This window comes from Pantoea sp. alder81 (genome assembly GCF_020179835.1).
GTDB lineage: Bacteria > Pseudomonadota > Gammaproteobacteria > Enterobacterales > Enterobacteriaceae > Pantoea.
The window spans coordinates 235,381-261,773 of sequence record NZ_JAIUDA010000009.1 but is presented as its reverse complement, the minus strand read 5'-3'; the positions used below and the strand labels follow the sequence as shown (position 1 = coordinate 261,773).

The 26,393-nt window shown below is 55.0% G+C and carries 28 protein-coding genes, 1 tRNA gene and 1 pseudogene; 18 read left to right on the top strand and 12 right to left on the bottom strand.

Going from position 1 to position 26,393, the window contains the following annotated elements:
- Positions 1-169: 169 nt before the first annotated feature.
- Both mltD and gloB read right to left on the bottom strand, forming a co-directional pair.
- Positions 170-1,540 (bottom strand): murein transglycosylase D, encoded by a 1,371-nt coding sequence (mltD, locus tag LBW88_RS22095; RefSeq protein ID WP_224934247.1) that lies wholly within the window; start codon positions 1,538-1,540, stop codon positions 170-172.
- A 71-nt stretch (positions 1,541-1,611) separates the two neighbouring features.
- The gene (gene gloB / locus LBW88_RS22090; protein ID WP_224934246.1) at positions 1,612-2,367 is read right to left on the bottom strand and encodes a hydroxyacylglutathione hydrolase; all 756 of its coding nucleotides are present in this window, start codon (positions 2,365-2,367) and stop codon (positions 1,612-1,614) included.
- A 40-nt stretch (positions 2,368-2,407) separates the two neighbouring features.
- Here gloB and LBW88_RS22085 point away from each other — a divergent pair, with 40 nt between their 5' ends.
- Positions 2,408-3,142, top strand: a complete 735-nt coding sequence (locus LBW88_RS22085; RefSeq protein WP_224934245.1) for a class I SAM-dependent methyltransferase — start codon at positions 2,408-2,410, stop codon at positions 3,140-3,142.
- On the opposite strand, the pseudogene rnhA reads toward LBW88_RS22085, so the two are convergent.
- A pseudogene (rnhA, locus tag LBW88_RS22080) lies at positions 3,127-3,694 on the bottom strand (ribonuclease HI). The gene LBW88_RS22085 and the pseudogene rnhA overlap by 16 nt on opposite strands.
- Between rnhA and dnaQ the strand changes: the two are divergent.
- Together dnaQ and LBW88_RS22070 are read left to right on the top strand one after the other, a co-directional pair.
- Positions 3,648-4,379, top strand: coding sequence for a DNA polymerase III subunit epsilon (dnaQ, locus tag LBW88_RS22075; RefSeq protein WP_224934243.1), 732 nt, complete (start codon positions 3,648-3,650; stop codon positions 4,377-4,379). The pseudogene rnhA and the gene dnaQ overlap by 47 nt on opposite strands.
- A gap of 134 nt (positions 4,380-4,513) precedes the next feature.
- A tRNA-Asp gene (locus LBW88_RS22070) sits at positions 4,514-4,590 on the top strand.
- Between the two features lie 82 nt (positions 4,591-4,672).
- Here the strand turns inward: LBW88_RS22070 and LBW88_RS22065 are convergent.
- Positions 4,673-6,166: an NCS1 family nucleobase:cation symporter-1 gene (locus tag LBW88_RS22065; RefSeq protein WP_224934242.1), complete on the bottom strand. Its 1,494-nt coding sequence runs from the start codon at positions 6,164-6,166 to the stop codon at positions 4,673-4,675.
- A 145-nt stretch (positions 6,167-6,311) separates the two neighbouring features.
- Here LBW88_RS22065 and LBW88_RS22060 point away from each other — a divergent pair, with 145 nt between their 5' ends.
- Genes LBW88_RS22060 through puuE form a run of 3 tightly spaced genes read left to right on the top strand, consistent with a single transcriptional unit; the run spans position 6,312 to position 8,756 of the window.
- The gene (locus tag LBW88_RS22060; protein WP_224934241.1) at positions 6,312-7,034 is read left to right on the top strand and encodes a GntR family transcriptional regulator; all 723 of its coding nucleotides are present in this window, start codon (positions 6,312-6,314) and stop codon (positions 7,032-7,034) included.
- Entirely contained in the window at positions 7,031-7,762 is a 732-nt protein-coding gene (gene hpxA / locus LBW88_RS22055) for an allantoin racemase (RefSeq protein ID WP_224934240.1), read from the top strand. Before LBW88_RS22060 ends, hpxA begins: the two co-directional genes overlap by 4 nt.
- Before the next feature lie 34 nt (positions 7,763-7,796).
- Positions 7,797-8,756 (top strand): allantoinase PuuE, encoded by a 960-nt coding sequence (puuE, locus tag LBW88_RS22050; RefSeq protein WP_224934239.1) that lies wholly within the window; start codon positions 7,797-7,799, stop codon positions 8,754-8,756.
- Positions 8,757-8,860: 104 nt separating this feature from the next.
- Here puuE and hpxZ read toward each other — a convergent pair whose 3' ends face one another.
- The 4 genes from hpxZ to LBW88_RS22030 are packed head-to-tail and all read right to left on the bottom strand — an operon-like array spanning position 8,861 to position 12,424.
- The gene (hpxZ, locus tag LBW88_RS22045; protein WP_038648839.1) at positions 8,861-9,244 is read right to left on the bottom strand and encodes an oxalurate catabolism protein HpxZ; all 384 of its coding nucleotides are present in this window, start codon (positions 9,242-9,244) and stop codon (positions 8,861-8,863) included.
- 2 nt (positions 9,245-9,246) lie between these two features.
- Positions 9,247-10,644, bottom strand: coding sequence for an AtzE family amidohydrolase (locus LBW88_RS22040; protein ID WP_224934238.1), 1,398 nt, complete (start codon positions 10,642-10,644; stop codon positions 9,247-9,249).
- The gene (gene hpxX / locus LBW88_RS22035; RefSeq protein WP_224934237.1) at positions 10,641-10,826 is read right to left on the bottom strand and encodes an oxalurate catabolism protein HpxX; all 186 of its coding nucleotides are present in this window, start codon (positions 10,824-10,826) and stop codon (positions 10,641-10,643) included. The genes LBW88_RS22040 and hpxX overlap by 4 nt, the downstream gene beginning before the upstream one ends.
- Positions 10,827-10,837: 11 nt before the next feature.
- Complete coding sequence (locus LBW88_RS22030; RefSeq protein WP_224934236.1) at positions 10,838-12,424, bottom strand: gamma-glutamyltransferase family protein; 1,587 nt, start codon at positions 12,422-12,424, stop codon at positions 10,838-10,840.
- A 178-nt stretch (positions 12,425-12,602) separates the two neighbouring features.
- Here LBW88_RS22030 and hpxU point away from each other — a divergent pair, with 178 nt between their 5' ends.
- The 10 genes from hpxU (at position 12,603) to katG (ending at position 22,161) form a co-directional block, all read left to right on the top strand.
- Positions 12,603-13,442 carry a MurR/RpiR family transcriptional regulator HpxU gene (gene hpxU, locus LBW88_RS22025; RefSeq protein ID WP_224934235.1) on the top strand — a complete coding sequence of 280 codons (840 nt, stop codon included), beginning with the start codon at positions 12,603-12,605 and terminating at the stop codon, positions 13,440-13,442.
- A 194-nt stretch (positions 13,443-13,636) separates the two neighbouring features.
- Positions 13,637-14,422 (top strand): transporter substrate-binding domain-containing protein, encoded by a 786-nt coding sequence (locus LBW88_RS22020; RefSeq protein WP_200573432.1) that lies wholly within the window; start codon positions 13,637-13,639, stop codon positions 14,420-14,422.
- Between the two features lie 4 nt (positions 14,423-14,426).
- Positions 14,427-15,095, top strand: a complete 669-nt coding sequence (locus tag LBW88_RS22015) for an amino acid ABC transporter permease (RefSeq protein WP_224934234.1) — start codon at positions 14,427-14,429, stop codon at positions 15,093-15,095.
- Positions 15,092-15,748, top strand: coding sequence for an amino acid ABC transporter permease (locus tag LBW88_RS22010; protein WP_045813713.1), 657 nt, complete (start codon positions 15,092-15,094; stop codon positions 15,746-15,748). The genes LBW88_RS22015 and LBW88_RS22010 overlap by 4 nt, the downstream gene beginning before the upstream one ends.
- Positions 15,729-16,460 (top strand): amino acid ABC transporter ATP-binding protein, encoded by a 732-nt coding sequence (locus LBW88_RS22005; protein ID WP_084936887.1) that lies wholly within the window; start codon positions 15,729-15,731, stop codon positions 16,458-16,460. Before LBW88_RS22010 ends, LBW88_RS22005 begins: the two co-directional genes overlap by 20 nt.
- 22 nt (positions 16,461-16,482) lie before the next feature.
- Positions 16,483-17,718, top strand: coding sequence for a pyridoxal-phosphate-dependent aminotransferase family protein (locus LBW88_RS22000; protein WP_224934233.1), 1,236 nt, complete (start codon positions 16,483-16,485; stop codon positions 17,716-17,718).
- Entirely contained in the window at positions 17,715-18,974 is a 1,260-nt protein-coding gene (hpxK, locus tag LBW88_RS21995) for an allantoate amidohydrolase (protein ID WP_224934232.1), read from the top strand. Before LBW88_RS22000 ends, hpxK begins: the two co-directional genes overlap by 4 nt.
- Before the next feature lie 12 nt (positions 18,975-18,986).
- Positions 18,987-19,481: a 2-oxo-4-hydroxy-4-carboxy-5-ureidoimidazoline decarboxylase gene (gene uraD, locus LBW88_RS21990; protein WP_224934231.1), complete on the top strand. Its 495-nt coding sequence runs from the start codon at positions 18,987-18,989 to the stop codon at positions 19,479-19,481.
- Positions 19,478-19,813 (top strand): hydroxyisourate hydrolase, encoded by a 336-nt coding sequence (uraH, locus tag LBW88_RS21985; protein WP_224934230.1) that lies wholly within the window; start codon positions 19,478-19,480, stop codon positions 19,811-19,813. Before uraD ends, uraH begins: the two co-directional genes overlap by 4 nt.
- Before the next feature lie 149 nt (positions 19,814-19,962).
- Complete coding sequence (katG, locus tag LBW88_RS21980; RefSeq protein ID WP_224934229.1) at positions 19,963-22,161, top strand: catalase/peroxidase HPI; 2,199 nt, start codon at positions 19,963-19,965, stop codon at positions 22,159-22,161.
- Positions 22,162-22,205: 44 nt separating this feature from the next.
- Here the strand turns inward: katG and LBW88_RS21975 are convergent, their stop codons facing one another.
- The 4 genes from LBW88_RS21975 to LBW88_RS21960 form a co-directional block, all read right to left on the bottom strand.
- The gene (locus tag LBW88_RS21975; protein ID WP_224934228.1) at positions 22,206-22,622 is read right to left on the bottom strand and encodes a helix-turn-helix domain-containing protein; all 417 of its coding nucleotides are present in this window, start codon (positions 22,620-22,622) and stop codon (positions 22,206-22,208) included.
- Positions 22,619-22,930, bottom strand: a complete 312-nt coding sequence (locus tag LBW88_RS21970) for a type II toxin-antitoxin system HigB family toxin (RefSeq protein WP_224934256.1) — start codon at positions 22,928-22,930, stop codon at positions 22,619-22,621. The genes LBW88_RS21975 and LBW88_RS21970 overlap by 4 nt, the downstream gene beginning before the upstream one ends.
- Positions 22,931-23,048: 118 nt before the next feature.
- Positions 23,049-23,819 carry an amidohydrolase gene (locus tag LBW88_RS21965; RefSeq protein WP_224934227.1) on the bottom strand — a complete coding sequence of 257 codons (771 nt, stop codon included), beginning with the start codon at positions 23,817-23,819 and terminating at the stop codon, positions 23,049-23,051.
- Positions 23,807-24,967, bottom strand: coding sequence for a pyridoxal phosphate-dependent aminotransferase (locus tag LBW88_RS21960; RefSeq protein ID WP_224934226.1), 1,161 nt, complete (start codon positions 24,965-24,967; stop codon positions 23,807-23,809). Before LBW88_RS21960 ends, LBW88_RS21965 begins: the two co-directional genes overlap by 13 nt.
- Before the next feature lie 131 nt (positions 24,968-25,098).
- On the opposite strand from LBW88_RS21960, the gene LBW88_RS21955 reads away from it, so the two are divergent.
- Together LBW88_RS21955 and mtnC are read left to right on the top strand one after the other, a co-directional pair.
- A complete protein-coding gene (locus tag LBW88_RS21955) occupies positions 25,099-25,713 on the top strand; it encodes a methylthioribulose 1-phosphate dehydratase (protein ID WP_224934225.1) in 615 nt (204 codons plus the stop codon).
- Positions 25,710-26,393 carry an acireductone synthase gene (gene mtnC / locus LBW88_RS21950; protein WP_224934224.1) on the top strand — a complete coding sequence of 228 codons (684 nt, stop codon included), beginning with the start codon at positions 25,710-25,712 and terminating at the stop codon, positions 26,391-26,393. Before LBW88_RS21955 ends, mtnC begins: the two co-directional genes overlap by 4 nt.

Genomic DNA, 26,393 nt, shown 5'->3' with positions numbered 1-26,393 from the left:
CAATCTGCTCCACGACCGCTAATTTAAAGGATAGAGGATAATCACGCTGGGTGCGTTTAACGTACTGACTCATCACATTCTCCTCAGAAAACTGAGAAAAAGTGTCAATGCTATTCAGGACGGGTCAAGAAAATGAAAAAGGCTGACAAAAGTCAGCCTTTTCGACGCATTAGGTATCAGGTGTTGCGCTATTCTTAACAAACAGCGTGAGCTTGTCGCCCGGCTGAATGTCTTTAGCGTCACTGTTCCAGCGCATAACATCTTGAGTGTTCACTCCATGACGTTTTGCAATACTGGCAAAAGAATCACCCTTACGTACACGGTAGGTGATGCTGTTGCCGTTATCAGCCAACTGCGTTGCTTTGCCGCCTACAGTCAACTTCTGACCGATGCGAACTGAAGCACTGCGCAGGTTGTTCTGCTGTTTCAGTGCACTGACGCTTACGCCAAGCTTGTTAGCAATTGCTGACAAGGTGTCGCCTTTGCGTACCGTGTAGTTATTTCCTGCCGCACTGACTTTCGCCATTTCGGTAGGCTGCACGGAGGCAATATCACCGGAAGCCAGTGAATTGCGCAGCTTAGCAACGTTGGACTTAGGCACCATAATATAGTGCGGTCCGTTTGGCGCAGTGGTGCCATGTTTATAACCCGCATTGAAGCTCTTCAACTTATTGAGCGACATACCGGCCATATCGGCGGCCTGCGTCAGTTCAATTTGCTGGCCCACTTCAACACGTGCCAGGGCACGGCTTTCGTTCGGGGTCGGCAACTTGATACCGTACTGCTTGTTGTTCTTGAGGATTTCACTCAAGGCCAACATCTTAGGTACATAGACCGTGGTTTCGCGTGGTAACGATAAATGCCAGAAGTCAGTCGGCTTGCCGCGCGCCTTATTCTGTTTCATCGCTTTCAACACTCGTCCTTCACCGCTGTTATAGGCGGCCACTGTTAACAACCAGTCACCGTCAAACATACCGTTCAGACGCTGCATCATATCCAGCGCAACTTTGGTCGAGGCCACCACATCGCGGCGCCCGTCGTACCATTGGTTCTGTTTCAAACCATAGTTTTTGCCCGTTTGTGCAACAATCTGCCAGATGCCAGCGGCATTCGCAGAAGATGTTGCATGTGGGTCAAAAGCGCTCTCCACTATGGGTAGCAGTACCAGTTCCATCGGCATTTTACGTTTCTGTATCTGCTCGACAATCCAGTACATGTACGGCTCTGCCCGTAATGTTACATCGTGGAGATAGCTCTTATTTCTTAAAAACTTTGTTTTTTGTTCGCGGATCCGGGGGTTTTCCGGAATCCCCATCTTCAACTCGTCACTAATGTGATTCCAGAGATCGGTATCTTCTGCGAGGCTTGTTCCATCATCCTGCCAGCGCTGCGATAATAATTGATCTCCGTACTTTCCATTTTCACCTTGACCAGCTGAAGACAAGCTCTGTGCATGCTGTACGGGGATATTGGCGTCATTCCTTGATGCCTGACATCCTACCAGCAAGACCGAGGCGAGTAATATCGCTTTAGCCTTCATGTGTGTGTCAATAGTTCGCTTAAAAGACGAGCAACTATACGTTAGGGGTACACACAACACAACCAGAAATATCAGTAACGGTCTTTCTTCTCGCGTAGATCCGCAAAAGTTTGCCATAACGGAGACGATGACACATTAGTCCCCAAAGCCTTTTGTAAATCAGCATCTTGCGTACGAAGAAATAAATTTATTTCTCGCTCAAGGGCCAGTTTTGTCGGCAAAGTAATGCGATTTTCTGCACGTAAGTCCTTAATTTGCTGATACCTTGCCAAAATTTTAGGGTCATGGGGCAGAATAGCCGCAGCAAACTTCATATTGGATAAAGTGTACTCATGTGCGCAGCAAACGAGGGTATCTGCAGGGAGTTCATTAAGTTTTTGAAATGACTCAAACATCTGCTTTGCCGTGCCTTCAAATAATCTTCCGCAACCGCCAGAAAACATCGTGTCACCACAGAAAAGATAAGGTGAACTGAAATATGAGATATGTCCTAAAGTGTGTCCGGGTGTTGCGATGACACGGAAATTTAGCCCAAGCAGCGTAACTTCATCATTCTCAGCGACGATGTGTTTTGCCCCCTTATCCGCGGTTTCTTCTGGTCCATAAACCGCCAAATCGGGATAGTGCTGCAACAGCTCTGCGACACCGCCGACATGATCGTGATGATGATGCGTGAGTAAAATAGCCACCGGCTGCCACTTGTTGACTCTGATTTTATCCAGCACCGGTTGAGCCTCGCCGGGATCGACGATCAGACAGTTTTTATCATCGTCTGTCAGTGTCCAGATGTAGTTATCCTGCAACGCGGGAATACTGGTAAGATTCATAAACACCTCTCAGGTCGTAGAAAAAGGATGATGGTAGAGCATGAAGCCAGCTAAAACACGCCGAATTCTGTCTGCGCCGCGCTCCTGGCGTGACATGCCGATGGGGGACTACTTTCGCGATGCCCTCACGCAGCAGTTGCAGCCCTACCTTGGAAAGCTATATGGCTTTCATATGCTTAAACTTGGCAGCCTCAGCGCAGAAATCAATACCCGCCAGTGTGCCATATCGCATCAGGTTAATGTGGGCATTGAGGGCGATGACCTGCAGGTCATCGCCAATACCACGCAATTGCCCTTTGAAGCGAAATCGATTGATGCCTGCCTGATGGCGCATACTCTGGCGTGGAGTCAGGATCCCCATCGCGTGTTACGAGAAGTAGACCGGGTCTTGATTGATGATGGCTGGATGATTATCAGCGGGTTCAACCCCTTCAGCCTGCTTGGTATCAGTAAAGGCATTCCAGGTTTACATGCGCGCGCACCCTGGAGCGGCAGGATGTTCAGCCAGGTCCGTTTGCTCGACTGGCTAAGCCTGCTCAATTATGAGGTCGTTTACCGCACGCGTTTTCAGGTGGTGCCGTGGCATAAGCAGGGCGGCAAGGTGATCAGTGCGCATTTGCCCGCGCTGGGATGTTTGAACATCGTGGTGGCACGCAAACGGACGTTCCCGTTAACGCCCACCAAAGCAAAAAAGAGCATCAATAAAGCACAGGTCAGGCAAACGGTGAATGCCACTCGCCAGTTCCGTGAAGTGAAGGATCAGGATTCGACCTGATAGCCGACATCATCCTGCGTCGGATGGCCGGCAGCGTTGCGCGCCAGTTCGTCGCAGCGCTCGTTTTCCGGGTGACCGGCGTGGCCTTTTACCCATTCCCACTTAATTTCATGATTGCTGAGCGCGGCATCCAGACGCTTCCACAGATCGACATTTTTTACCGGCTTTTTATCGGCGGTTTTCCAGCCACGCTTTTTCCAGTTGTGAATCCAACTGGTGATCCCCTGACGCACATACTGGCTATCAGTGCTGAGCACCACTTCACAGGGCTGAGTTAACGCTTCCAGCGCCACAATGGCCGCCATCATTTCCATGCGGTTGTTGGTCGTGAGTCGATAACCGGTACTGAACTCTTTTTCATGCGCGCCATAGCGTAAAATGGCGCCGTAGCCGCCGGGGCCGGGATTGCCCAGGCAGGATCCATCGGTGAATATTTCTACCTGTTTGCGCATCTCTGGTAGACTTCCTTCTGACAAAACGCCAAGTCTGACATAAAACGAGTCCTATGAGCACTGCAAATAACCGCCAGATCGTCCTCGATACCGAAACCACCGGCATGAACATGATCGGTGTGCATTATGAAGGACATCGCATCATTGAAATCGGTGCGGTTGAGGTGATTAACCGTCGCCTGACCGGCAACAACTTCCATATGTATCTCAAGCCCGATCGGCTGGTGGATCCGGAAGCCTTCGGCGTGCACGGGATTGCCGATGAGTTTCTTGCTGATAAGCCACTGTTCGCTGACATCGCCGATGAATTCCTGGATTACATTCGTGGCGCAGAGTTAGTGATCCATAACGCCTCGTTCGATATCGGCTTTATGGACTATGAATTCGGCATGCTCAAGCGCGATATCGGCAAAACCGACACTTTCTGTAAGGTGACGGATAGCCTGGCGATGGCGCGTAAAATGTATCCAGGCAAGCGCAATAGCCTCGATGCGTTATGTAATCGCTACGAAATCGACAACAGCAAACGAACGTTGCACGGCGCATTGCTCGATGCCGAAATCCTGGCGGAAGTGTTCCTGATGATGACGGGCGGCCAAACCTCGCTGGCCTTCTCAGCGGAGGGTGATCAGGGCAGCCAAAATACAGGCGATAACATCCAGCGCATTGTGCGTCCGAGTTCAGGATTACGCGTGGTCAATGCCAGCGATGATGAGATCATGGCACATGAAAGTCGTCTGGATTTGGTGCTGAAGAAGGGCGGGAGCTGCCTTTGGCGTGCCTGAATGGGCTGATTTTGCGTGGAAAAGCAACGTTAAGTCGAAAAAATCGGCAAACAATTCATTCCCTCAGAAAAAGCATTGACGGTTCATAAAGCTGCCATTAATATTCGCCTCGTTCTCGACGGGGAACAAAGCGCGGAGCGGTAGTTCAGTTGGTTAGAATACCTGCCTGTCACGCAGGGGGTCGCGGGTTCGAGCCCCGTCCGTTCCGCCAATCATTAAAGAAGCCGATGCAGAAATGCATCGGCTTTTTGCTTTTTCAGGATTGGCACCTCAATGCCAAACCTGCGAACACATCAATCCTTCTGCACCGCCACTTCCTGACGATAGCTGCCTACAGATACTTCACGATCGGCGCGTGCCAGCCAGCGATAGCAACCTGCACCCAATGCCACACCAATAAACCAGCTGAAGTTAGCCACAGCATGTAAAGAAGGAATAAAGCTGATCACCAGGCAGATGCCCACTGACGGCAGCAGTGCAGCAATCGCTTTCGGGTTAAAGCCACCGCGATACCAGTAGCGTCCTTTCGGCGTGTCATCAAACAGGTCATCGACGTAAACTTTGCTGCGCTTAATCAGATAGAAATCGGCCACCAGAATGCCAAACAGCGGGCCAATAAAGGAGCCGAGAACATCCAACGTGTAATGAATTAATTCCGGTGACTGGAACAGATTCCACGGCGTCAGCAGCACGGAACCTACCGCCGCAATCATTCCACCGGTACGGAAACTGATTTTTTGCGGTGAGCAGTTAGAGAAGTCGAAAGCCGGAGAAACAAAGTTCGCCACAATGTTGATTCCGATGGTGGCGATAATCATGGTTAGCAGCCCAATCGCCACCGCCACATCGTTGCCGACCATGCTGACCGTCTCAATGGGATCGATGATCATGCGGCCGAACAGCGATTGGGTACCTGATACGATCACCACGGTGACAATCGAGAACAGCAGGAAGTTGAACGGTAATCCCCAGCGGTTACCACGGCGGATTTCACCCATACTTTTGCCGTAGCGAGAGAAGTCACCAAAGTTCAGCAGCGGACCGGAGAAATAAGAGACGACTAAAGCGGTGGCGGTGATCATCTGCCAGGTTTGCTCGCCGGTGCTCATCTGCTTGCTGGCCAGCGTGAAGGAGATCCCGTCAAAACCGGTTTTGTATACAATCCAGCCCGCCAGCGCCACCATCACTACGTAAACTGCCGGACCCGCCACATCGATAAAGCGTTTGATCGCGCTCATGCCGTGCCAGAACACCATCGCCTGCAGGAACCACATCACCCCGAAGCAGCACCAGCCCAGTTGAGATAATCCCAGCCAGCTGCTTTGCGTCATGCCGCTCAGTGAAGGGAAGAACTTCAGCAGCACCAGCATCAACGCGTTAGCCGCTAAATAGGTCTGGATGCCATACCAGGCGAAGGCGATCAATCCACGGATCACCGCCGGGATATTGGCACCAAACACGCCGAATGCCTGACGTGAAATCACCGCGTAAGGCACGCCCGCCATCTGGCTCGGTTTAGCGACGAGATTTGCACACAGCTGTACGATGCAGATGCCCACCAACAAACAGAGCAGCACCTGCCAGCTTGCCAAACCTAAGGTGAAGAAGCTGGCGGCGACCACATAGCCGCCCATGCTGTGCACATCCGACATCCAGAAAGAGAAAATGTTATACCACGACCAGTTCTGGTCGCGCGTTGGCGCCAGATCCTCGTTACACAGGCGCGGACTGTAGTGGGCGTTGGCTCCAGAGGCCACCCCGGAGGTCACTTCAGAATGATTTGGCATGAAACCTGCTCCTCTAACATCATGGGAAAAATAATCACAGCGTGAAACGGTATTGCAGGATCCAGGCCAGAATTGATTTCTTGTATACAAAAAATTAATTTCACGTATACGATATGCTGTGCACAGACACTTACCGGAGCAGGTAATGAAGAGCGAAACAGGCCAGAAAACGGCTGCCGATCTGAATGATCGCGACGAACCTATCTATCAGGCGTTACTCACCGCCATTGTGGAACATCAGCTGCCACCGGGCAGCAAATTGCCTGAAGAGGCGTTGTCAGAAGTCTTTGGTGTGAGCCGTACCGGCATTCGTAAGGTGCTACAACGCCTCGCGGCGGTGCAAATGATCACCTTGTCGCCCAGGCGTGGTGCACAAGTGGCCACGCCGGGCGTTGATGAGGCACGCGATATCTTCGCCACTCGCAGCTTACTTGAGTGCGCCAATTTGCCGGCGGTGCTGACGCATGTTCAGCCTCCGCATCTTGCTGCCCTGAGTACCTTAATTGAGGAAGAGCAGCAGGCACACGAACAGCACGACGGCGCAGCGGCGATCCGGCTCTCGGCCGCCTTCCATATTCAGCTACAGGCGATTTCCGGAAATCAGGTACTCACCGATATGGTGACGCGCCTAACCCAACGCTCATCATTAGTGATTGCCGCCTATGGCGCGCCCTGGCAGCGCGGATGCCGTTGCGATCATCACGATCGGCTGGTGGAACTATTGCGGCAGAAAGATCTGCCGGCGCTCACCGCCGCGTTGCAGCATCACTTCAAACACATCGTGGCCAGCCTGCATTTTGAGCGCAGCGGCGAAACGTTACCCGACTTCACCCGGTTATTTTCCGGTCACAATGGAGCCGCATCATGAGCCTGATTCAGGTGATCAACCCTAATACCAGCCAGGCGATGACAGAAACCATCGGTGCAGCCGCACGTGCGGTCGCGGCACCTGGCACCGAAATTTTGGCCGTGTGTCCGAGCCAGGGCGTACCGTCGATTGAAGGGCATTTCGATGAAGCGATTGCGGCGATAGGCGTATTGGAACAGGTCAGGCTCGGCAAAGCACAGGGCGTGAGCGGCCACATTATTGCCTGCTTCGGCGATCCGGGGTTACTGGCCGCGCGTGAACTGGCCAGCGGTCCGGTGATTGGCATTGCGGAAGCCGCGATGCACACGGCAACGCTGATAGCGACGCGTTTTTCGATTGTCACCACGCTACCGCGCACGCTGGTTATTGCCCGCCATCTGCTACAGCAGTATGGCTTTACCCATCATTGTGCGGCGTTGCACGCTATCGACCTCCCGGTGCTGGCGCTGGAAGATGGCAGCGGTGTGGCACAGGAAAAAGTGCGCCAGCGCTGTATTCAGGCGAAACGAGAAGATGGCAGTGGGGCGATTGTGCTGGGCTGTGGCGGCATGGCCTCACTGGCGCAGGATCTCACCAAAGAGTTGGGCCTGCCGGTAATTGATGGCGTCAGCGCAGCGGTAAAAATGGTGGAATCACTGGTAGCGCTCGGCTTTGGCACCAGCAAACACGGGGATTTAGATTACCCGATTGAAAAACCGCTCAGCGCGGCATTTCAGCACCTAAACTAAGGGCTGGTTGAGGACTGACTAAGGAATTTACAGAATGAGCGATGTATCTGAAAAGAAAGAGTACAGCTTCAACAAAAACTACCCGCGTGATCTGATTGGCTATGCCAACAATCCACCGCATGCGCAGTGGCCGGGCAACGCCAAAGTCGCAGTGCAGTTTGTCCTCAATTATGAGGAAGGCGCAGAAAACAACGTGCTGCACGGCGATGCAGGATCTGAACAATTCCTGTCCGATATCATTGGCGCCGCCAGTTATGCCGATCGCCATATGTCGATGGATTCACTGTACGAGTATGGTTCCCGCGCCGGTTTCTGGCGCATTCACAATGAATTCCAGAAGCGCGGATTGCCGCTAACGGTATTCGGCGTGGCGATGGCGCTGGCACGTCACCCGGAGATTGTGGAAGCGATCAAAGCGGCGGATTATGACGTGGTCAGCCATGGCTGGCGCTGGATCCATTATCAGTCGATGGATGCTAAAACTGAACGCCAGCATATGCAGCAGGCGGTGGATGTGCTGCGCGATCTGTTTGGTAAAGCGCCGACCGGCTGGTACACCGGCCGCGACAGCCCCAACACTCGCCGCTTAGTCGTGGAGAACGGCGGCTTCAGTTATGACAGCGACTACTACGGCGACGATCTTCCGTTCTGGACGCAGGTGACCTGCCAGGATGGCACGGTGAAACCGCATCTGATCATTCCGTATACGCTGGAGTGTAACGATATGCGCTTTGCATCACCGCAGGGTTTTAACACCGCCGAGCAGTTCTTTGTCTATCTGCGTGACACCTTTGATGTGTTGTATGAAGAGGGCGACACCGCGCCGAAAATGATGTCGATTGGCATGCATTGTCGACTGCTGGGCCGCCCGGGCAAATTCCGTGCCTTGCAACGTTTCCTCGACCATATCCAGCAGCATGAGAATGTGTGGGTTTGCACGCGCCAGCAGATTGCTGAACACTGGATGGAGACGCATCCGGCGTCAGCCGTTTAACGACGTGCGCTAAAGCGTGCTTAAAATCGACCGGTGCGACATGGATTGTCGTACCGGCCATAGCCGCACATTTAAGCCATACTAACGAGCGCCGGTTAAACGCGTTAGCTCATCAAACTCACCTGAGCCGCGACAATGCGCCACCCATAAGGCATGCGAACCCACGTCTGCTGCTGGCGCCCCATCTTCTCCACGCCTTCACGCGTAAACTCGGTACTGCATACCGCGTAGTCATCACCAAAGGTGGTGATCACTGTATTGCGTAGCGTGCGATCTAACCCTTTTGATGGACGTGCTGCGCGAAATGCACGGATCTCGTCAATGCCATACAGATTCTCACCCGCGCCCAAACGCACAGTGCGATCGTCGTGCCAGAACAGCTCATCCAGTACATCAACATTGTTGCTGACCAGCGCTTCTTCATAGCGGTAAAACGCAGCGGTAACCTCAGCCAGCACAGCGGGACGATCAATATGTTCAGGTGTCATGGTTATGCATCCATCAGGGTGGTTTGAGGCAGGGTCAGCCCTTGCTGCTGTAAAGCCCAGGCGGCGCGCAGTGCCAAATGTTCTTTAAACGGTGCGGCGATCAACTGCAAGCCAATCGGCAACCCGCTGGCGGTTTGCAAAGGCACGGTACACACCGGTAAGCCAAGGAAAGAAATTGGCTGCGTCAGCATGCCCATACTGGCGCGCGTCGGCAAATCCTGGCCGTTAATATGAATCGTCTCTTGCCCGATGGTGGTAGCGGTACAAGGGGTGGCTGGCGCAATCAGGACATCGAATTGTTCAAACAGCGGTAAGACTTGCTGTTGGAAATGGCGGCGGAAACGCTGTGCCTGCACATACCACGCGGAAGGCAGCATGGCACCGGCGAGCAGACGTTCACGAGAATTCGGTTCGAATTGCGCAGGCATGCTGCGTAAGGCAGGCAGATAGTGATTTCCGCCTTCAGCGGCAGTCAGGATAAAAGCGGCTGAGCGGGCAATTTCCGCGTTGGCTAAGGTGACTTCTTCGCTGGCATCCAGCGCTTTTGCCACCACCGAGACGGCCGCGCGTGCTTCTTCGCTGCACCATGTCGAAAAGAAGCCGCCCAGAACGGCGCTGCGAATGCCTTCTGCACCTTTCGGTAATCCCTCACTGGCGGGCTCCACAGCCTGAATAGACTGGAAAGTATCACCGCTATCACGGCCTTGCAGCGCATCATACACCAGGCTCAAGTCCTCCACCGAGCGGGCAAACGGGCCGATATGATCGAGGCTGGCGACAAAAGGATGGCTACCGCTGCGCGACAAACGGCCAAAGGTCGGTTTTAGTCCATAGATACCGCATAACGAAGCTGGCACGCGGATCGAACCATTGGTATCGGTGCCCAGCGAGAAGTGCACCAGTCCAGCAGCGACGGCCGCTGCTGAGCCACCCGAGGAGCCACCGGCCACGCGGGTCAAATCACGCGGATTATGGGTCGCGCCGTAATGGGTGTTTTCGGTGGTAAAGCCGTAAGCATAGGCATCCATATTCAGCATGCCAGAGAGCAGTGCGCCTGACTGACGCAGTTTGCTGACGGCCCAGGCATCTTCGCGAGCGGCAGCGCGCTCACTGAACAAGCTGGCTCCGGCTAAGGTGCTGTGCCCGGCGACATCAAATAGATTTTTAACCGCATACGGAATGCCCGCCAACGTGGGTAATACTTCACCGCGCTGGCGCTGTAAATCGACCTGATCCGCTTCGCGCAACATACGCTGACTAGTGACTTCGGTCCACGCATTGAGCGCAGGATTGTGCTGTTCAATGGCGTTCAACGTCTGTTGTGCCACTTCACGGGCGCTGATATCACCTTGATTCAGCACCTGATTGAGCGCCTTGATGGATAACGATGCCAGTTTCATGGATGGAACACTCCTGCCACTTCCAGCCGATCATCCAGTGGGAAAGCCATAAGCGGCTCAGCCATGGCGGCGATGCGATTGAACTGCACCCGCAATTCAGCGCGACGTGCTTCGTCCAGTTCCAGCGCCAGAATCTGTTCCATTTGGACGATATAGGCCGCCCAATCCGGTTGTGAATGCATAATGGTTTCCTCTAGAAGCCCGCTGCGCTGCCGTTGCTGCGTGGATCGAAGGCACCTTCCAGCATGCCGTTGTTATGTCTGACGATGGCGCCGGCGTGGCCGACTACTTCACTGAAATCGGGCAGCAACTCCACTTCATGGCCAAGTTGACGCAATTGCGCTACCGTCTCCGGCGCGAAGCGAGCTTCCAGCTTGAGTGAATCGGAGGATTGGCCCCAGGTGCGACCCAGCAACCAGCGTGGGGCACTGATCGCCTGTTGCAGCGGCTGACCCTGAATCACGTGGCGGGTAAAAATCGCCGCCTGCGTTTGCGGTTGACCATCGCCACCCATTGAGCCGTAAACCATGGTGCGGCCATCTTTCAAACGCGCGGCCGCTGGATTCAGGGTGTGGAACGGTTGTTTTCCCGGCTCCAGCGCCAGCAGGTGATCCGGCTGTAAGCTGAACGCTGCCCCGCGGTTTTGCCACGTAATACCCGTGCCGGGCAGCACGACGCCGCTACCAAATTCGTGATAAATGCTCTGGATAAAGGAAACCGCCAGCCCGCTGCTGTCCATCACCCCCATCCACACGGTATCGCCAGGACCTCGTCCGGTTCCCCACGGCGCGGCTTGTTGGTCATCAACTTGTGCCGCCAGTGTGGAAAGGTGATCGGCATCCAGAAGATCTTGCACATTGAAGTCGATGTGACGCGGATCGGTGATGTGCTTATCGCGCAAGGCAAAGGCTTTTTTGGTGGCTTCCACGATACGGTGCACGCTTTGCGCTTCATTGGCCTCTGCCATGTTCAGGCGGTCGGTAATGCCGAGAATGGCCAGCGATACCAAACCTTGCGTCGGCGGCGTCATATTCCAGATGTCGCCTTCGCTGTGTGCCAGGTGTAATGGTGTACAGCGGCGCGCGTGCTGTTTCTGTAGATCTTCCAGGGTGATCGGCATCCCCAGAGAGGTCATTTCACGTGCGAGATGGTGCGCTAATTCGCCGCGATAGAAGCTCTCCAGACCCTGCTCGCTCAACACGCTAAGCGTATTGGCGAGTGCGGGCTGGGTAAAACGGCTACCGGCAGCAGGGACGGTGCCATCAGGTAAGAAGGTCGCTGCGAAGCCGGGCTGGTCGAGCAGTTCATGTTGCTTTGCGGCGGTGGCCGCAGCCTGCGATGCGGTAACCGGAATGCCATCGGCGGCATAGCGAATCGCGTCACGCAGTAAACGGGCTAACGGCAATGGCGCAGAACCCAGCTCTTCAGCCAGCGTTAACGCCTCCTGCCAGCCACTCACCGTGCCCGCTACAGTTAATGCGGCTTTGGGGCCGCGATGCGGAATATGGCTTTCGCCGTGATAGAAGTCGAGGTGTGCCAGCGAGCCCGCTGCACCACTGGCATCGATAGCAACAGGATCGCCCTTCGGTGGTACTACCAGCCAAAAGCCATCGCCACCCAAGCCGTTCATGTGCGGATAGACAACCGCGATAGTGGCAGCCGCTGCGACCATCGCTTCAATCGCGTTACCGCCTTCGCGTAAAACCGCCAGTGCACTTTCACTGGCGAGATGGTGAGGGGTGACGGCCATGCCGAGCGGGGCCATGTTGCTCTGTATCATAGTGAACTCTTCATCGTTGATTCTTTTGTAGGGTGTGAATGGGGTTGGTGGTGGTCATAAAAAGCGACCCTACAAATCCGTGAGGTGATCTAAGCAAGAGCTGTTCCAGTTTTGGTCGGACATCAATGTGGATCGATTTGTGCTAGCTTGTGATGAAACGAAAGTTACAGGACCGACCATGAAACAGCTTGATGAACGCCTTCGCAGTCACTATCCGCAACTGTCGCCGCAGGAGCAGCGCATTGCCGACTTTGTGTTTGACCATTTTGATGACCTGATCAGCTACAACAGTGCAGAGCTGGCGCGGCTGAGCGGGGTATCAAAGGCGACAGTCAGCCGCCTGTTTAAACGTCTGGGCTATGAGAAATACAAGGATATGCGGGACGAGTTGCGTGTGCTGCGTCAGAGCGGCATGCCGTTAACCGACAACCGTGATGCGGTACAGGGCAATACCCTGTTGTCACGTCACTATAAGCAGGAGATGGCTAACCTGACGCAGTGGGTCAATAGCATTGATCCGCAACAGTTTGGTGAAGTGATTCAGGCGCTGGGTACAGCAAAGCGCGTATTTATTATCGGCATGCGCAATGCTTATCCGGTGGCATTGCACCTCCGTCAGCAGCTGATGCAGGCGCGCCCGCAGGTGCATGTGTTGCCGCAGCCCGGCCAGACGTTGGGTGAGGAGCTGGTGGATATCACACCGGAAGATATCGTGGTGGTGATGGCCTTCCGCCGCCGTCCACGCATTATCCGCCCGCTGATGCAGCAACTGCAGCAGAGCAATATTCCGGTGCTGGCACTGTGCGAGCCGCAGGCGCAGGGCATAATCACTCTGGCACAATGGCAGCTGTGTGCGCCGCTCGACAGCGTTTCTGCCTTTGATAGCTACGCATCGGCGATGAGTTTGATCAACCTGCTGGCGAATGCACTGCTGCATGAGATGCTGTCGCAAGGTCGCCAGCGCATTCATCAAATTGCCGATCTTTATCAGCACCTGGATGAACTGGAACACCGATAGTGGGCACCAATTTGGTGCTTTGCACCTTTTTTGATCGGATTTTAATACGGGCGTAATGCCCGTTTTTCTCGCCTTAAGCTCCGTGTTTATTCGTTTTTCTTCCCTTTACTCTTCGCACCCTGTGGTTGGCACATTAGTTGCAAATCGTTTTATCAAGAATCTTTTGTTTCACGATAAACTCACCGGGGTGCATAATGAAAAAAGTTTTACTGGCAGTCGCAGGCGCAGCATTGCTGATGGCACAGGTTGGCAGTGCGATGGCCGATCAGCTGCAGGACATGCAGAAACGTGGCGTCATCCGTGTTGCGGTACCGCAGGACTTTCCGCCGTTTGGTTCGGTAGGGACTGATTTACAGCCACAAGGCTATGACATCGACATGGCGAAATACCTCGCGAAGCAGATGAAACTGAAGTTGCAGTTGGTGCCGGTTTCCAGCGCCAACCGCGTGCCCTATCTGCAGACCGATAAAGTGGATCTGGTGATCTCCAGCATGGGCAAAAATGCCGAGCGTGAGAAAGTGATCGATTTCAGCCGTGCTTACGCGCCGTTCTTCCTTGGGGTGTTTGGCCCGAAAGGTGAGCCACTGAAAGATGCTGCAGCGTTAAGCGGTAAATCGATTGGTGTGACGCGTGGCGCGGTGGAAGACATGGTGCTGAGCGATGTGGCGCCAAAAGATGCGCAGGTGAAACGTTATGAAGATAACAACACCACGCTGTCAGCTTACCTGTCAGGTCAGGTGCAGTATGTGGCGACGGGTAACCTCGTGGTCGCCGCGATTGCGCGTCAGAACGCAGAAAAAGCACCGGTGCCGCAGTTCATGCTGAAGGATTCACCGTGCTTTATCGGTCTGAAGAAAGATGAACCGGCGCTGAAAGACAAAGTGAATGCGTTGATTGAGCAGGGCATTAAAGACGGCACGCTGAACAAACTGTCAGAAGAGTGGCTGAAAGCCCCACTGCCAGCCAATCTCGGCGCATAACGCAATGATTGGGCAACTTAACTTTGCAGATCTCTGGCCGCACTGGCCAGAGTTGCTGGCAGGGCTGTGGGTCACGATTCAGATAACGGTGCTCGCCACGGTGGGCGGGGTGAGTCTGGGAATTCTCGGCGCGGCACTGCGCAGTGGCAAACCGAGCTGGGCGAGTCGCCTCTGGGGCGTTTATGTCGAGCTGATCCGTAACACGCCATTCGTGGTACAGCTGTTTTTTATCGTCTTTGGTTTGCCCAATCTTGGTCTGAAACTGACGGCGGGCGAAGCAGCGCTGCTGGCGATGTTGATTAACCTTGGCGCTTATAGCACTGAAATTATTCGTGCCGGGATTCAGGTCACGCCGAAAGGGCAGTGGGAAGCAGGACGGGTGCTGGGTTTATCCCGCACTCAGACCTTTATCCGCGTGGTCCTGCCGCCCTCACTGCAGCGTATTTATCCGGCGCTGGTAAGTCAGTGCATTATCGTGATGCTGGGTTCGTCGGTGGTGTCGCAGGTGTCGTACGAAGAGCTGACTTTCGCCGCCAACCTGATTCAGTCGCGCACCTTTTTGAGTTTTGAAGTCTATTTCGTGACCACGCTGATCTATCTGGTGTTGTCGATTGCCATGCGACAGCTGCTGCTGGCGCTGGGGCGTAAATGGTTTGGAGCGCAGCCCGCATGACAACCTTTACTGACTGGGACATCCTGCGCAACCTGCTGCTGGCAGCGCGCTGGACGATTTTACTGTCGCTGGTGGCCTTTTTCGGCGGCACGCTGGTGACCTTGCCATTGCTGTTTTTGCGTCTGCTGAAACGCCCATGGTTGACGCGCCTGATTCGCTGTTACACCGAGCTGTTTCAGGGCACGCCGCTGCTGATGCAGCTGTTCCTCGCCTTCTTTGGCGTCGGACTGTTTGGCATCGATGTCGCGCCCTGGACCGCCGCTTCGCTGGCATTAACCTTCTACACCAGCGCGTTTCTGGTGGATATCTGGCACGGCAGCATTCGTGCTCTGCCTAAAGGGCAGTGGGAAGCCTCACGCTGCCTCGGTCTGAGCTTTGGTCAAACGCTGTTTCGCGTCGTGGCACCGCAAGCGATTCGCATCGCCATCGCGCCAACCGTGGGTTTTGCCGTGCAGGTGATCAAAGGCACCGCGCTGGCATCGATTATCGGTTTCGTCGAGCTAACCAAAGCCGGCACCATTTTGAACAACGTGACGTATCAGCCCTTCAAGGTGTTTGGCCTGGTGGCGCTGGGTTACTTCCTGATGTGTTATCCGCTGTCGCGTTACAGCCAGTACCTGGAGAAAAAATTCAATGCCGCTCATCACCATTAATCAGGTCCAGAAGTACTACGGCGATAACCACGTTCTGAAAGGTGTCGATCTGGATATCGACAACGGCGAGGTGATCTCGATCATCGGCCGCAGCGGCTCCGGTAAAAGTACCTTGCTACGTTGCATGAATGGACTGGAAGGCTATCAGGATGGCAGCATTAAACTCGGCGGCATGACAATTACTGACCGTGAATCCCAGGCGCGCGAAATCAGCCGCTCAGTGGGCATGGTGTTCCAAAACTTCAACCTGTTCCCACACATGACCGCGCTGGAAAACGTCATGCTCGCGCCGCGTCGGGTGTTGAAGAAAAGTGAAGCCGAATGCCGCGAACTGGCGACGCAAATGCTGGAGAAAGTCGGCCTCGGTGAGCGCATCAACTACTATCCGGCCAATTTATCCGGTGGTCAGCAGCAGCGTGTGGCGATTGCCCGTGCGCTGGCGATGCAGCCCAAAGTTTTACTCTGTGATGAGATCACCTCGGCGCTCGATCCTGAGCTGGTGGGCGAAGTGCTGAAAGTACTGGAGCAGCTGGCTGCCGAAGGTATGACGCTGATCCTCGTCACCCATGAAATGAACTTCGCCCGTGATGTGGGCGACCGCGTGGTGTTTATGCATCAGGGACGCGTCTGGGAGCAGGGCGACAGCAAAACGCTGTTCGCCAATCCGCAGACCGCCGAGCTGAAGCAGTTTATCTCCACCGTGCGTCTCTAAGTTTTCAATAAAGGAATACAACATGGATATCAGTCAGTTTTCGCAAATCAATCCGCCACAACGCCTGCTGATGGGACCGGGGCCGATCAACGCCGATCCGCGCGTGTTACGCGCCATGTCGAGCCAGCTGCTGGGTCAGTACGATCCGGCGATGACGCACTACATGAATGAAGTGATGGCACTGTACCGTGGCGTATTCCGCACCGAAAACCGCTGGACCCTGTTGATCGACGGCACCTCACGCGCCGGTATCGAAGCCATTCTGCTCTCAGCCATCCGTCCAGGTGACAAAGTGCTGGTGCCGGTGTTTGGTCGCTTTGGTCATCTGCTGTGTGAAATCGCCCGCCGCTGCCGCGCGGAAGTGCACACCATTGAAGTGCCGTGGGGTGAAGTGTTCACTCCGGATCAGATCGAAGATGCGATCAAGAAAGTGCAGCCGCGTCTGTTGCTGACGGTGCAGGGTGATACCTCCACCACCATGCTGCAACCGCTGGAAGAGTTGGGCGCTATTTGCCAGAAATATGGCGTGCTGTTTTATACCGACGCCACCGCGTCGATTGGCGGCAACGCCCTGGAAACCGATGCGTGGGGCCTGGACGCGGTATCCGCCGGGATGCAGAAATGTCTTGGTGGTCCTTCTGGCACCTCGCCGATCACACTCAGTGCGAAGATGGAAGCCGTGATCCGTAAACGCAAATGCGTGGAAGAGGGGATTCGTACTGCGGATCATCAGGACGGCGATGACGAGATGATCTACTCCAACTATTTCGATCTCGGCATGATCATGGATTACTGGGGCCCGGAGCGCCTCAACCATCACACCGAAGCCACCACCGCGCTGTTTGGTGCACGTGAGTGCGCGCGTTTGATGATGCAGGAAGGGCTGGATAAAGGCATTGCGCGTCACAAGCTGCACGGCGATGCAATGCTGAAGGGCATTCAGGGCATGGGTCTCGAAACCTTCGGTAACCTGAAATACAAAATGAACAACGTGCTCGGCGTGGTGATCCCGCAGGGCGTAAATGGCGATCAGGTGCGCAAGCTGGTGCTGGAAGATTTCGGGATTGAGATCGGCACCTCGTTTGGCCCACTGCACGGCAAAGTGTGGCGCATCGGCACCATGGGCTACAACGCACGTAAAGACTGTGTGATGCAAACGCTGAGCGCGCTGGAAGCGGTGCTGAACCATGTGGGTTACCGTTCGACACAAGGTGCAGCGTTGCAGGCCGCCTGGGATCATTACGGGAGTCACGCATGAGCAACAGCCTGATGACCGCCAGCGAGGCGCAATCTGCCGCCACCCGTGTCATGGCGCGCTGCGATGCCCTGGCTGAAATCAGTGAAAGTGAAGATGGCCTGACGCGCGTTTACTTGTCGCCTGAACAACTGCGTGCCAATGGCCGCGTGGCGGAGTGGATGCAGGCGGCTGGCATGATGACCTGGCAAGATGCTGTCGGCAATATTTGCGGGCGTTATGAATCAGCAGAACCTGGTGCCAAGGCCCTTCTGCTGGGTTCGCATCTTGACACCGTGCGCAATGCCGGGCGCTATGACGGCATGCTGGGTGTGCTCAGCGCCATTGAAACCGTGCAGTGGCTGCACGATCGCCAACAGCGTTTACCACTGGCGATTGAAATTGTTGGGTTCGGTGATGAAGAGGGCACGCGCTTTGGCATCACGCTGCTGGGCAGCCGTGGCATTACCGGCACCTGGCCGGAGAGTTGGGTGACGCATCCCGATGGTAATGGCATTACCGTTGCCGAAGCGATGCAGGATATTGGCTTAGATGCAGCGAAGATTATGCAGGCGGCGCGTGACGTCAACGACATTGCAGCCTACCTTGAGCTGCATATCGAGCAGGGGCCGTGTCTGGAACAAGAAGATCTGGCGCTCGGCGTGGTCACCGCCATTAACGGCGCACGTCGTCTGAATTGCAGCTTTATCGGCGAAGCGGGCCATGCCGGTACCGTGCCGATGGCGCATCGTAAAGACGCGCTGGCCGCAGCCGCTGAGTGGATGGTGTTTATTGAGCACACCACGGCTGAGCAAGATACGCAGCTGGTGGCCACCGTTGGCACGCTGAGCTGCTTGCCGGGTGCCGTTAACGTCATTCCCGGTGAAGTGCAGTTGTCTCTGGATGTGCGTGGGCCGCAGGATGAGCCTTTGGAGCGTCTGCAATCCATGTTGTTAACGCAGGCTGAAGCGATTGCGCTGCGTCGTGGCCTGACCTTCACCTCGAACGAGTACTACCGTATTGCCGCTACCGCTTGTGATGCACGCTTGCAGCAGGCCTTGAGCCACGCGGTGGAAACGGTGCAAGGGCGCAGTGTGTCATTGCCAAGCGGAGCAGGCCACGATGCCATTGCTATCGCGGATCGCTGGCCAGTAGGCATGTTATTCGTGCGTAACCATCGCGGTATCAGCCATCATCCGGCGGAATCGGTGCAAACGGCTGACGTGGCGCATGGCGTGCAGGCCTATCTGCAAGCGGTGTGCGATCTGGCACAGGCGTAAAGGAGTGGCAGCATGGATCTGGCAAACTTTAATCAGGCTTCTGCTACCGAGGCGCAGGCTGCGATAGCGCACTGCGTCGCGATTCCCGCCTGGCAGCAGGCGGTGGTCGCCGCAAGACCTTTCCACGATCTGTCGGTGCTCCACAGCACAGCCGATCGTCTGGCGCAGGAGTGGCAGGGTGCCGAGCTGGAACAGGCCCTGAGCGCACATCCGCGCATTGGCGAAAAAACTGCGGGCGCGGGCAAAGAGGCGGCACTGTCACGCAATGAACAGTCGGCGATGCAGCAGGCCAATGGCGCGCTGCAGTTTGCCATGCTGGCGGGCAATCAATCCTACGAGCAGCGCTTTGGCCGGGTGTTTTTAATTCGTGCTAAAGGACGCACTGGCGAGGAGATGCTGGCGGAATTGCAGCGCAGGCTCAACAATGATGTCGAGACAGAGCAGCAGGAAGCGCTGTTGCAACTGCGTGAAATCACCCTGTTACGGCTTAAGGAGAGCATCGTATGAGCACCATTACCACGCACGTTCTGGACACCGCGCTGGGCAAACCGGCGATCGGCGTGGCCATTTCGCTGGAACAGAACAGCCCGGAAGGCTGGCTGCCGATCGCGGAAGGCGACACTGACAGCGATGGCCGCATCAAAGATCTAACCCCAGAGCCGTTAGCGCCGGGCCACTATCGATTGACCGCAGAGATCGGTGACTATTTCGCGGCTGACGGACGTGATGCGCTGTACGTCAGCGCGCAGATTGATTTTGTGATTGGCTCTGCGGGCAGCCACTATCATCTGCCGTTCCTGATTTCACCCTGGTCGTGGTCGACTTATCGCGGTAGTTGATTAGGCGACAAATCCCTACTATCTGTGCGGCATGTCACACGCTGCGCTTGAAAGACAGGAACTATCAAAACCTTCGGTTCATCCAAATATATTCTTTCACAATGTGCGGTTATCTTTACCGGACAATGTGAAGCAAACGGAGCCGAAAAATGAGCACGCAAGATAATAACGATAATGTAGCAGCCTCAGGCAAATGCCCTTTTCATCATGGGGCGTCTGAAGAAAAAAGCGTACTGGCACGCGGCGCGGGGAGCGGGACATCTAACCGCGACTGGTGGCCGAATATGTTACGTGTCGATCTGCTAAATCAGCACTCCAACCGTTCCAATCCCCTCAGTGAAAACTTCAATTACCGCGACGAGTTCAGCAAGCTGGATTATCCGGCGCTAAAAGCCGATATCCGCGCCATCCTCTCCGATTCTCAATCCTGGTGGCCAGCCGACTGGGGCAGCTATATTGGGCTGTTCATTCGCATGGCGTGGCACAGTGCCGGCACCTATCGTACCGTTGATGGACGTGGCGGTTCAGGCCGTGGCCAGCAGCGTTTTGCACCGCTTAACTCCTGGCCAGATAACGTCAGCCTCGATAAAGCGCGTCGCCTGCTGTGGCCGGTGAAGCAAAAATACGGTCAGAAAATTTCCTGGGCCGACCTTTATATCCTCGCGGGTAACGTCTCGCTGGAGAACGCAGGCTTCCGCACCTTCGGCTTTGGTGCTGGACGTGAAGATGTCTGGGAACCGGATTTGGATGTGGATTGGGGTAACGAGACCGAGTGGCTGGCACATCGTCATCCAGAAAGTCTGGCCAACGCACCCGTCGGTGCCACCGAAATGGGCCTGATTTACGTCAACCCAGAAGGCCCGGAAGCCAGCGGCGATCCTAAATCAGCTGCACCTGCTATCCGCGCCACCTTCGGCAACATGGGCATGAACGATGAAGAGATCGTCGCGCTGATTGCGGGTGGTCATACGTTGGGCAAAACCCACGGTGCGGCCGCTGCCAGCCACGTCGGTGTCGATCCCGAAGCCTCACCGCTGGAAGCGCAGGGCTTGGGCTGGAACAGCAGCTACGGCAGCGGTGCCGGTGCGGATGCCATCACCTCCGGCCTGGAAGTGGTGTGGACGCAGACGCCGACTCAGTGGAGCAACTACTTCTTTGAGAACCTGTTCAAATACGAATGGGTGCAGACGCACAGCCCGGCTGGCGCGATCCAGTTCGAAGCGGTCGATGCTGAAGCGATCATTCCAGACCCGTTCGATCCCGAGAAGAAGCGTAAGCCCACTATGCTGGTGACCGATCTGACGCTGCGCTTCGACGAAGAGTTCGGCAAGATCTCTCGCCGCTTCCTCAACGATCCACAGGCCTTTAATGAAGCCTTTGCTCGCGCCTGGTTCAAACTGACCCACCGCGATATGGGGCCAAAAGCGCGTTACATCGGTCCTGAAGTGCCGAAAGAAGATCTGATCTGGCAGGATCCGTTGCCAGCTGCGACGCATCAGCCAACCGCAGATGAAATCACCGATCTGAAAGCGAAGATTGCCTCATCCGGCCTGAGCGTGAGCCAATTGGTTTCGGCTGCCTGGGCTTCGGCATCGACCTTCCGTGGCGGCGATAAACGTGGCGGCGCGAACGGTGCACGTCTGGCACTGGCACCGCAAAACACATGGGCGGTGAATGCTAGCGTGGTTCACGATGTGCTGCCAACCCTGCAGAAAATTCAGCAAGAGTCTGGCAAAGCGTCATTGGCCGATATCATCGTACTGGCGGGCAGCGTGGGCATTGAACTGGCTGCCGCCGCAGCGGGAGTGGCGGTGCAAGTGCCGTTTACGCCGGGCCGTGTGGACGCGCGTCAGGATCAAACTGAAGTCGAGTCGTTCGACGTGCTGCAACCGCTGGCCGATGGCTTCCGTAACTATCGCCGCATTGCCGGTGGTTCATCTACTGAAACCCTGCTGCTGGATAAAGCGCAACAGCTGACCCTGAGTGCGCCAGAACTGACGGTGCTGTTGGGCGGCTTGCGTGTGTTGGGCACCAACTTCGACGGCGGTCAGCATGGTGTGTTCACCGATCGTGTCGGCGTATTGAGCAATGACTTCTTCGTCAACCTACTGGATATGCGCACCGCATGGCGCGCCACCGATGAGAGCGCCGAGCTGTTCGAAGGCCGCGATCGTGCCAGCGGTGAAGTGAAGTTCAGCGCCACGCGTGCCGATCTGGTATTTGGTTCCAACGCCATCCTGCGCGCGTTGGCTGAAGTCTACGCCAGCGGCGATGCCAAACAGAAGTTCGTTAATGACTTCGTGGCAGCATGGACCAAAGTGATGAATCTGGATCGCTTCGAGCTGTAATCAAACTCAAGCCGCAGCGGTGACATGCTGCGGCTTTTTTCTGTTTAATCTTCGCGGAATGCCTCAAACGGCACGTTAAAGCGTTTTGCCAGCGCAGCTTTATGCTTATCCGTTAACTTACGTTCACCTTTCAAAATACGGCTAACATAAGAACGCTGACCAATTTCCTGAGTGAAAGATGACTGGTTTAAATCGTGTTGATCCATCAAAACACGTAGCAGCGCAACACCGCCCGGAAGTGTTTTCATTCGCGCATTAAAGGCGGCAAACTCCGGCGCATGCTCTTCGTATTTCGCAACTTTCTCCGTCAGCATATCAATCAGCGGATGAGAAGGCTGATGTTCAACCAAATACTCAACCAGCTCTAGCGCTTGCTCATAATCTGCTTTCGATTGACTGCCGCCAAGCAGGGGGACGGCTTTAATCAGGTTATCTGAGGCCTGAATAGCTTCGGCGATCATTCTTTGTTCTCCCGATAGAACTTAACTAATTTGTCGTATTCAGCATGGGTAATAATGTGCTTGATGAAAATGCGTCCCGCGATAAAGTCGGCGAAAAACATCAACCTAAGATTGTTGCCACCAATATTGATTACCCACCATTTCACCCGATACTTCATGCGGTCCAGGCTTGGAAAGAAATCTTTAAGCGCTTCAGGATCGGCAAAATCCCTGCCATGTAAAGTGCGGTATGTCGCGTCCAGCGCTGCTGCATCATTGGGAAAACGCAGTGCAGCCTCAGCAAACATCTTCCTTGAAATAACGTGCATCATTCCCTCGGCATGTTCCAACATGGAAACATTGTAGCCGAAGTCAGGGGTGTTTCCAATGTGGAAACAAAAAATTGAAAAAGAGAGGAAGCCGCACCAGAAAGACGCGGCAAGACGTTTACTTCAACGTATAGCCATCGGCATCGCGCCACGCGGGGAAGCGTTCGCGGTAGGCTTGCAGATCGTCCAGTGACAATTCAGCATCCAGACGGGCGCGGGCGAAAGGCTCGCCTGCGGCCAGAATCTCGCCCAATGGCGAAATAATCCGGCTGTCACCGCTGTATTGATGGCTGTTGCCATCGCTGCCGACGCGGTTGCAACCGGCGATATACGCCTGGTTTTCAATCGCACGCGCTAACAGCAGTGACTGCCAGTGCAGCGCACGCGGTGCAGGCCAGTTGGCAACGTACAGCGCCAGATCGTAATCATTGTGATTGCGAGAGAACACCGGGAAACGCAGGTCGTAGCAAATCTGCGGCAGAATGCGCCAGCCGCGCCAGGTGAACACTTCACGCTTATCGCCCGCGACATAGTGTTCATGCTCATTCGCCATGCGGAACAGATGGCGTTTGTCATACTGATGAACAGTGCCATTTGGCTCAACCAGCAGAAAACGGTTCACGGCGCCTTTTTCAGTCTGGATGGCCGCGCTGCCACCGACTAAAGCATTGCTGGTTTTCGCATGGCCGTACAGCCACTCAATCACCTGCTCCTGCGGCAGGGAACTTTCTGCCGCTTCCATCGCAAAGCCGGTAGTGAACATTTCGGGCAGCAGAATCAGATCGCGACCTTCAATGCCTTTCAATACCCCATCAAAGTGGTGCAGGTTGGCTTCGCCATCCATCCAGCTCAGGGTTTCCTGTAAAACGGTGATTTTCAAAGCTGACATAAGCGCTCCGCTGCGGCGATTAAGGTCGCTGGCTGTTTGGCAAAGCACAGGCGAATCAGTTTGTGCGGGAACGGATCGGCGCAGAATACCGACAGCGGAATCGCCGCCACGCCGACTTCTTTGGTCAGCCACTGGCAGAAACTCACGTCATCCAGATCGGAAATGGCGCTGTAATCCAGCAGCACAAAGTAGGTCCCTTCGCACGGCAAGACACTGAAGCGGCTACCCGCTAGCGCTTCTACCAGGCAATCGCGGCGTTCGCGATAGAAGGCCGGCAGATCACGATAGTGTTCCGGCTCCTGACGCAGCATATCGGCAATCGCCAACTGCGCCGGGGTATTCACCGAAAAGGTCAGATACTGGTGCACTTTGCGGATTTCCGCACTGATCGCCGCAGGCGCGATGCAATAGCCGACTTTCCAGCCGGTCATATGGAAGGTCTTACCGAATGATGAGACGGCAATCGCGCGCTGGCGCAGCTCAGCATGAGCCAACACGCTGGCATGACCCTCTTCATCGAAACAGATGTGCTCGTAAACTTCATCGCTCAGCACATAGATTTCCTGCTCGGCGATGGCCTGCCATAGCTCGGCGTAATCGCTTTTACGCCATACGGTCGCGGAAGGATTGTGCGGCGTGTTCAGAATCACCAGGCGGGTTTTCGCGCTTAGCAGGCTGCGGAATTCGCGCCAGTCCACGCGGAAGCCCGGTGGCTGTAATGCAATGCGCTTCAGCACGCCACCGGCCAGTTGCACAGCAGGTGCGTAACTGTCATAGCTGGGATCAAAGCAGATCACTTCATCGCCGGGACGAACCAGCGCCGTAATCGCGGCATACAGTGCTTCGGTCGCACCTGCGGTTACAGTGATATCACTGTTAACATCGGGAGTGTGACCGTAAAGTTCAGCAGTTTTATCAGCAATCGCTTCACGTAGTGGTAACGCACCCGTCATAGGCGCATATTGATTTGCGCCCTGGCTCACATGATAGGCCAGACGATCCTGTAAATATTGTGGACCGTCAAAATCTGGAAATCCCTGTGATAAATTGATGGCGTTGAACTGCGCGGCAAGGGCGCTCATTTGCGTAAAAATAGTGGTGCCGAGCGCCGGTAATTTGCTCTCGGGAATCAGGTTGAGCTGCGTCATTATTAGGTGGCCTTAAGCGCGAATGTCGATGCGGAGAAACCCTGTATTGCTGCCACTCTACACAGGATGCTAATATTTGGCAATCGAGACGCTTAGACGTCTAAAACAACCTGCGGAGCCTCACCTTCACTATGACGGATTTTCTCCCACTGGAACATTTGGTGGCCGCCTGCCACTGGATTGGCGCTAAAGGCTGGGCACCCGCGACGGGCGGCAATATGTCTGTTCGCCAGGACGCGGAGTACTGCCTGCTAAGCGCATCGGGCAAAGATAAAGGCAGTTTGACGCGAGATGACTTCATTCAGGTGGAGATCGCGACTAACAGCGTGCCTTCCGGGCGAAAACCGTCGGCGGAAACCGGGCTGCATACCCTGATTTATCGCTTGTTCCCGCAAGCCGGGGCTGTACTGCATACCCATACGGTGAATTCCACCGTGCTGTCGCGTGTAGAGAAGGGCAGTGCGCTGTTGCTCAGCGGCTACGAGATGCAGAAAACCCTCGCCGGTCAGGATACTCACTTAAATACTATTGCCATTCCCCTGTTTGATAACGATCAGGATATTGAGGCACTGGCGCAGCGTATTGAAGCCTTTGCGGCGGACACGCCATTGCGGTATGCCTTCCTGCTGCGTGGCCATGGTTTGACCTGCTGGGGCAAGGACGTCAACGAAGCGCGCCGCCACCTGGAAGGGCTGGAATTCCTGTTTGAATGTGAACTGCAACGTCGATTGCTGGAGACCCAATGATTCGCGCGATTGTTACCGATATTGAAGGCACCACCAGCGATATTCAGTTCGTCCACAACGTTCTGTTTCCGTATGCACGTCAGCATCTGGCGGCATTTGTACGTAATAACCAAACCGATGAGTCAGTGATTGCAGCGCTGAATGCGGTGCGTGAAGAATCTGCGGCGCCACAGGCATCGCTGGATGAGGTGATCGCCACGCTGATCGGTTATATCGATGAAGATCGCAAATCTCCTGGCCTGAAAGCCTTGCAGGGCATGATTTGGCGCGCCGGTTATGTTGAAGGCCAGTTCACCGGACATCTCTATCCCGATGTGTTAACTGCCTTTGAACGCTGGCAGCAGCAGGGCATCGCGCTGTATGTATATTCCTCGGGATCGGTGCCCGCGCAGAAACTGTTATTTGGCTACAGCGATGAAGGTGATTTAACCTCGCTGTTTAGCGGCTATTTTGATACCGCCGTCGGCGCCAAGCGTGAAACGCAGTCGTATCACAATATTGCCGAACACATCGGCCTGGCGCCTTCATCGCTGCTGTTCCTGTCTGATATTCATCAGGAACTCGATGCGGCGGCAGAAGCGGGCTGGCATACAATGCAGTTAATTCGTGGCGAGGCGGATAACGTCAGTCGTCATCATCAGGTGAATGATTTTTCCCAGATTAAACCGGAGTCGATTTAA

Bases quoted from the DNA above. Each gene is read 5' to 3' on its own strand.
- mltD (WP_224934247.1), bottom strand. From the start codon at position 1,540: ATGAAGGCTAAAGCGATATTACTCGCCTCGGTCTTGCTGGTAGGATGT.
- gloB (WP_224934246.1), bottom strand. From the start codon at position 2,367: ATGAATCTTACCAGTATTCCCGCGTTGCAGGATAACTACATCTGGACA.
- LBW88_RS22085 (WP_224934245.1), top strand. From the start codon at position 2,408: ATGAAGCCAGCTAAAACACGCCGAATTCTGTCTGCGCCGCGCTCCTGG.
- dnaQ (WP_224934243.1), top strand. From the start codon at position 3,648: ATGAGCACTGCAAATAACCGCCAGATCGTCCTCGATACCGAAACCACC.
- LBW88_RS22065 (WP_224934242.1), bottom strand. From the start codon at position 6,166: ATGCCAAATCATTCTGAAGTGACCTCCGGGGTGGCCTCTGGAGCCAAC.
- LBW88_RS22060 (WP_224934241.1), top strand. From the start codon at position 6,312: ATGAAGAGCGAAACAGGCCAGAAAACGGCTGCCGATCTGAATGATCGC.
- hpxA (WP_224934240.1), top strand. From the start codon at position 7,031: ATGAGCCTGATTCAGGTGATCAACCCTAATACCAGCCAGGCGATGACA.
- puuE (WP_224934239.1), top strand. From the start codon at position 7,797: ATGAGCGATGTATCTGAAAAGAAAGAGTACAGCTTCAACAAAAACTAC.
- hpxZ (WP_038648839.1), bottom strand. From the start codon at position 9,244: ATGACACCTGAACATATTGATCGTCCCGCTGTGCTGGCTGAGGTTACC.
- LBW88_RS22040 (WP_224934238.1), bottom strand. From the start codon at position 10,644: ATGAAACTGGCATCGTTATCCATCAAGGCGCTCAATCAGGTGCTGAAT.
- hpxX (WP_224934237.1), bottom strand. From the start codon at position 10,826: ATGCATTCACAACCGGATTGGGCGGCCTATATCGTCCAAATGGAACAG.
- LBW88_RS22030 (WP_224934236.1), bottom strand. From the start codon at position 12,424: ATGATACAGAGCAACATGGCCCCGCTCGGCATGGCCGTCACCCCTCAC.
- hpxU (WP_224934235.1), top strand. From the start codon at position 12,603: ATGAAACAGCTTGATGAACGCCTTCGCAGTCACTATCCGCAACTGTCG.
- LBW88_RS22020 (WP_200573432.1), top strand. From the start codon at position 13,637: ATGAAAAAAGTTTTACTGGCAGTCGCAGGCGCAGCATTGCTGATGGCA.
- LBW88_RS22015 (WP_224934234.1), top strand. From the start codon at position 14,427: ATGATTGGGCAACTTAACTTTGCAGATCTCTGGCCGCACTGGCCAGAG.
- LBW88_RS22010 (WP_045813713.1), top strand. From the start codon at position 15,092: ATGACAACCTTTACTGACTGGGACATCCTGCGCAACCTGCTGCTGGCA.
- LBW88_RS22005 (WP_084936887.1), top strand. From the start codon at position 15,729: ATGCCGCTCATCACCATTAATCAGGTCCAGAAGTACTACGGCGATAAC.
- LBW88_RS22000 (WP_224934233.1), top strand. From the start codon at position 16,483: ATGGATATCAGTCAGTTTTCGCAAATCAATCCGCCACAACGCCTGCTG.
- hpxK (WP_224934232.1), top strand. From the start codon at position 17,715: ATGAGCAACAGCCTGATGACCGCCAGCGAGGCGCAATCTGCCGCCACC.
- uraD (WP_224934231.1), top strand. From the start codon at position 18,987: ATGGATCTGGCAAACTTTAATCAGGCTTCTGCTACCGAGGCGCAGGCT.
- uraH (WP_224934230.1), top strand. From the start codon at position 19,478: ATGAGCACCATTACCACGCACGTTCTGGACACCGCGCTGGGCAAACCG.
- katG (WP_224934229.1), top strand. From the start codon at position 19,963: ATGAGCACGCAAGATAATAACGATAATGTAGCAGCCTCAGGCAAATGC.
- LBW88_RS21975 (WP_224934228.1), bottom strand. From the start codon at position 22,622: ATGATCGCCGAAGCTATTCAGGCCTCAGATAACCTGATTAAAGCCGTC.
- LBW88_RS21970 (WP_224934256.1), bottom strand. From the start codon at position 22,930: ATGCACGTTATTTCAAGGAAGATGTTTGCTGAGGCTGCACTGCGTTTT.
- LBW88_RS21965 (WP_224934227.1), bottom strand. From the start codon at position 23,819: ATGTCAGCTTTGAAAATCACCGTTTTACAGGAAACCCTGAGCTGGATG.
- LBW88_RS21960 (WP_224934226.1), bottom strand. From the start codon at position 24,967: ATGACGCAGCTCAACCTGATTCCCGAGAGCAAATTACCGGCGCTCGGC.
- LBW88_RS21955 (WP_224934225.1), top strand. From the start codon at position 25,099: ATGACGGATTTTCTCCCACTGGAACATTTGGTGGCCGCCTGCCACTGG.
- mtnC (WP_224934224.1), top strand. From the start codon at position 25,710: ATGATTCGCGCGATTGTTACCGATATTGAAGGCACCACCAGCGATATT.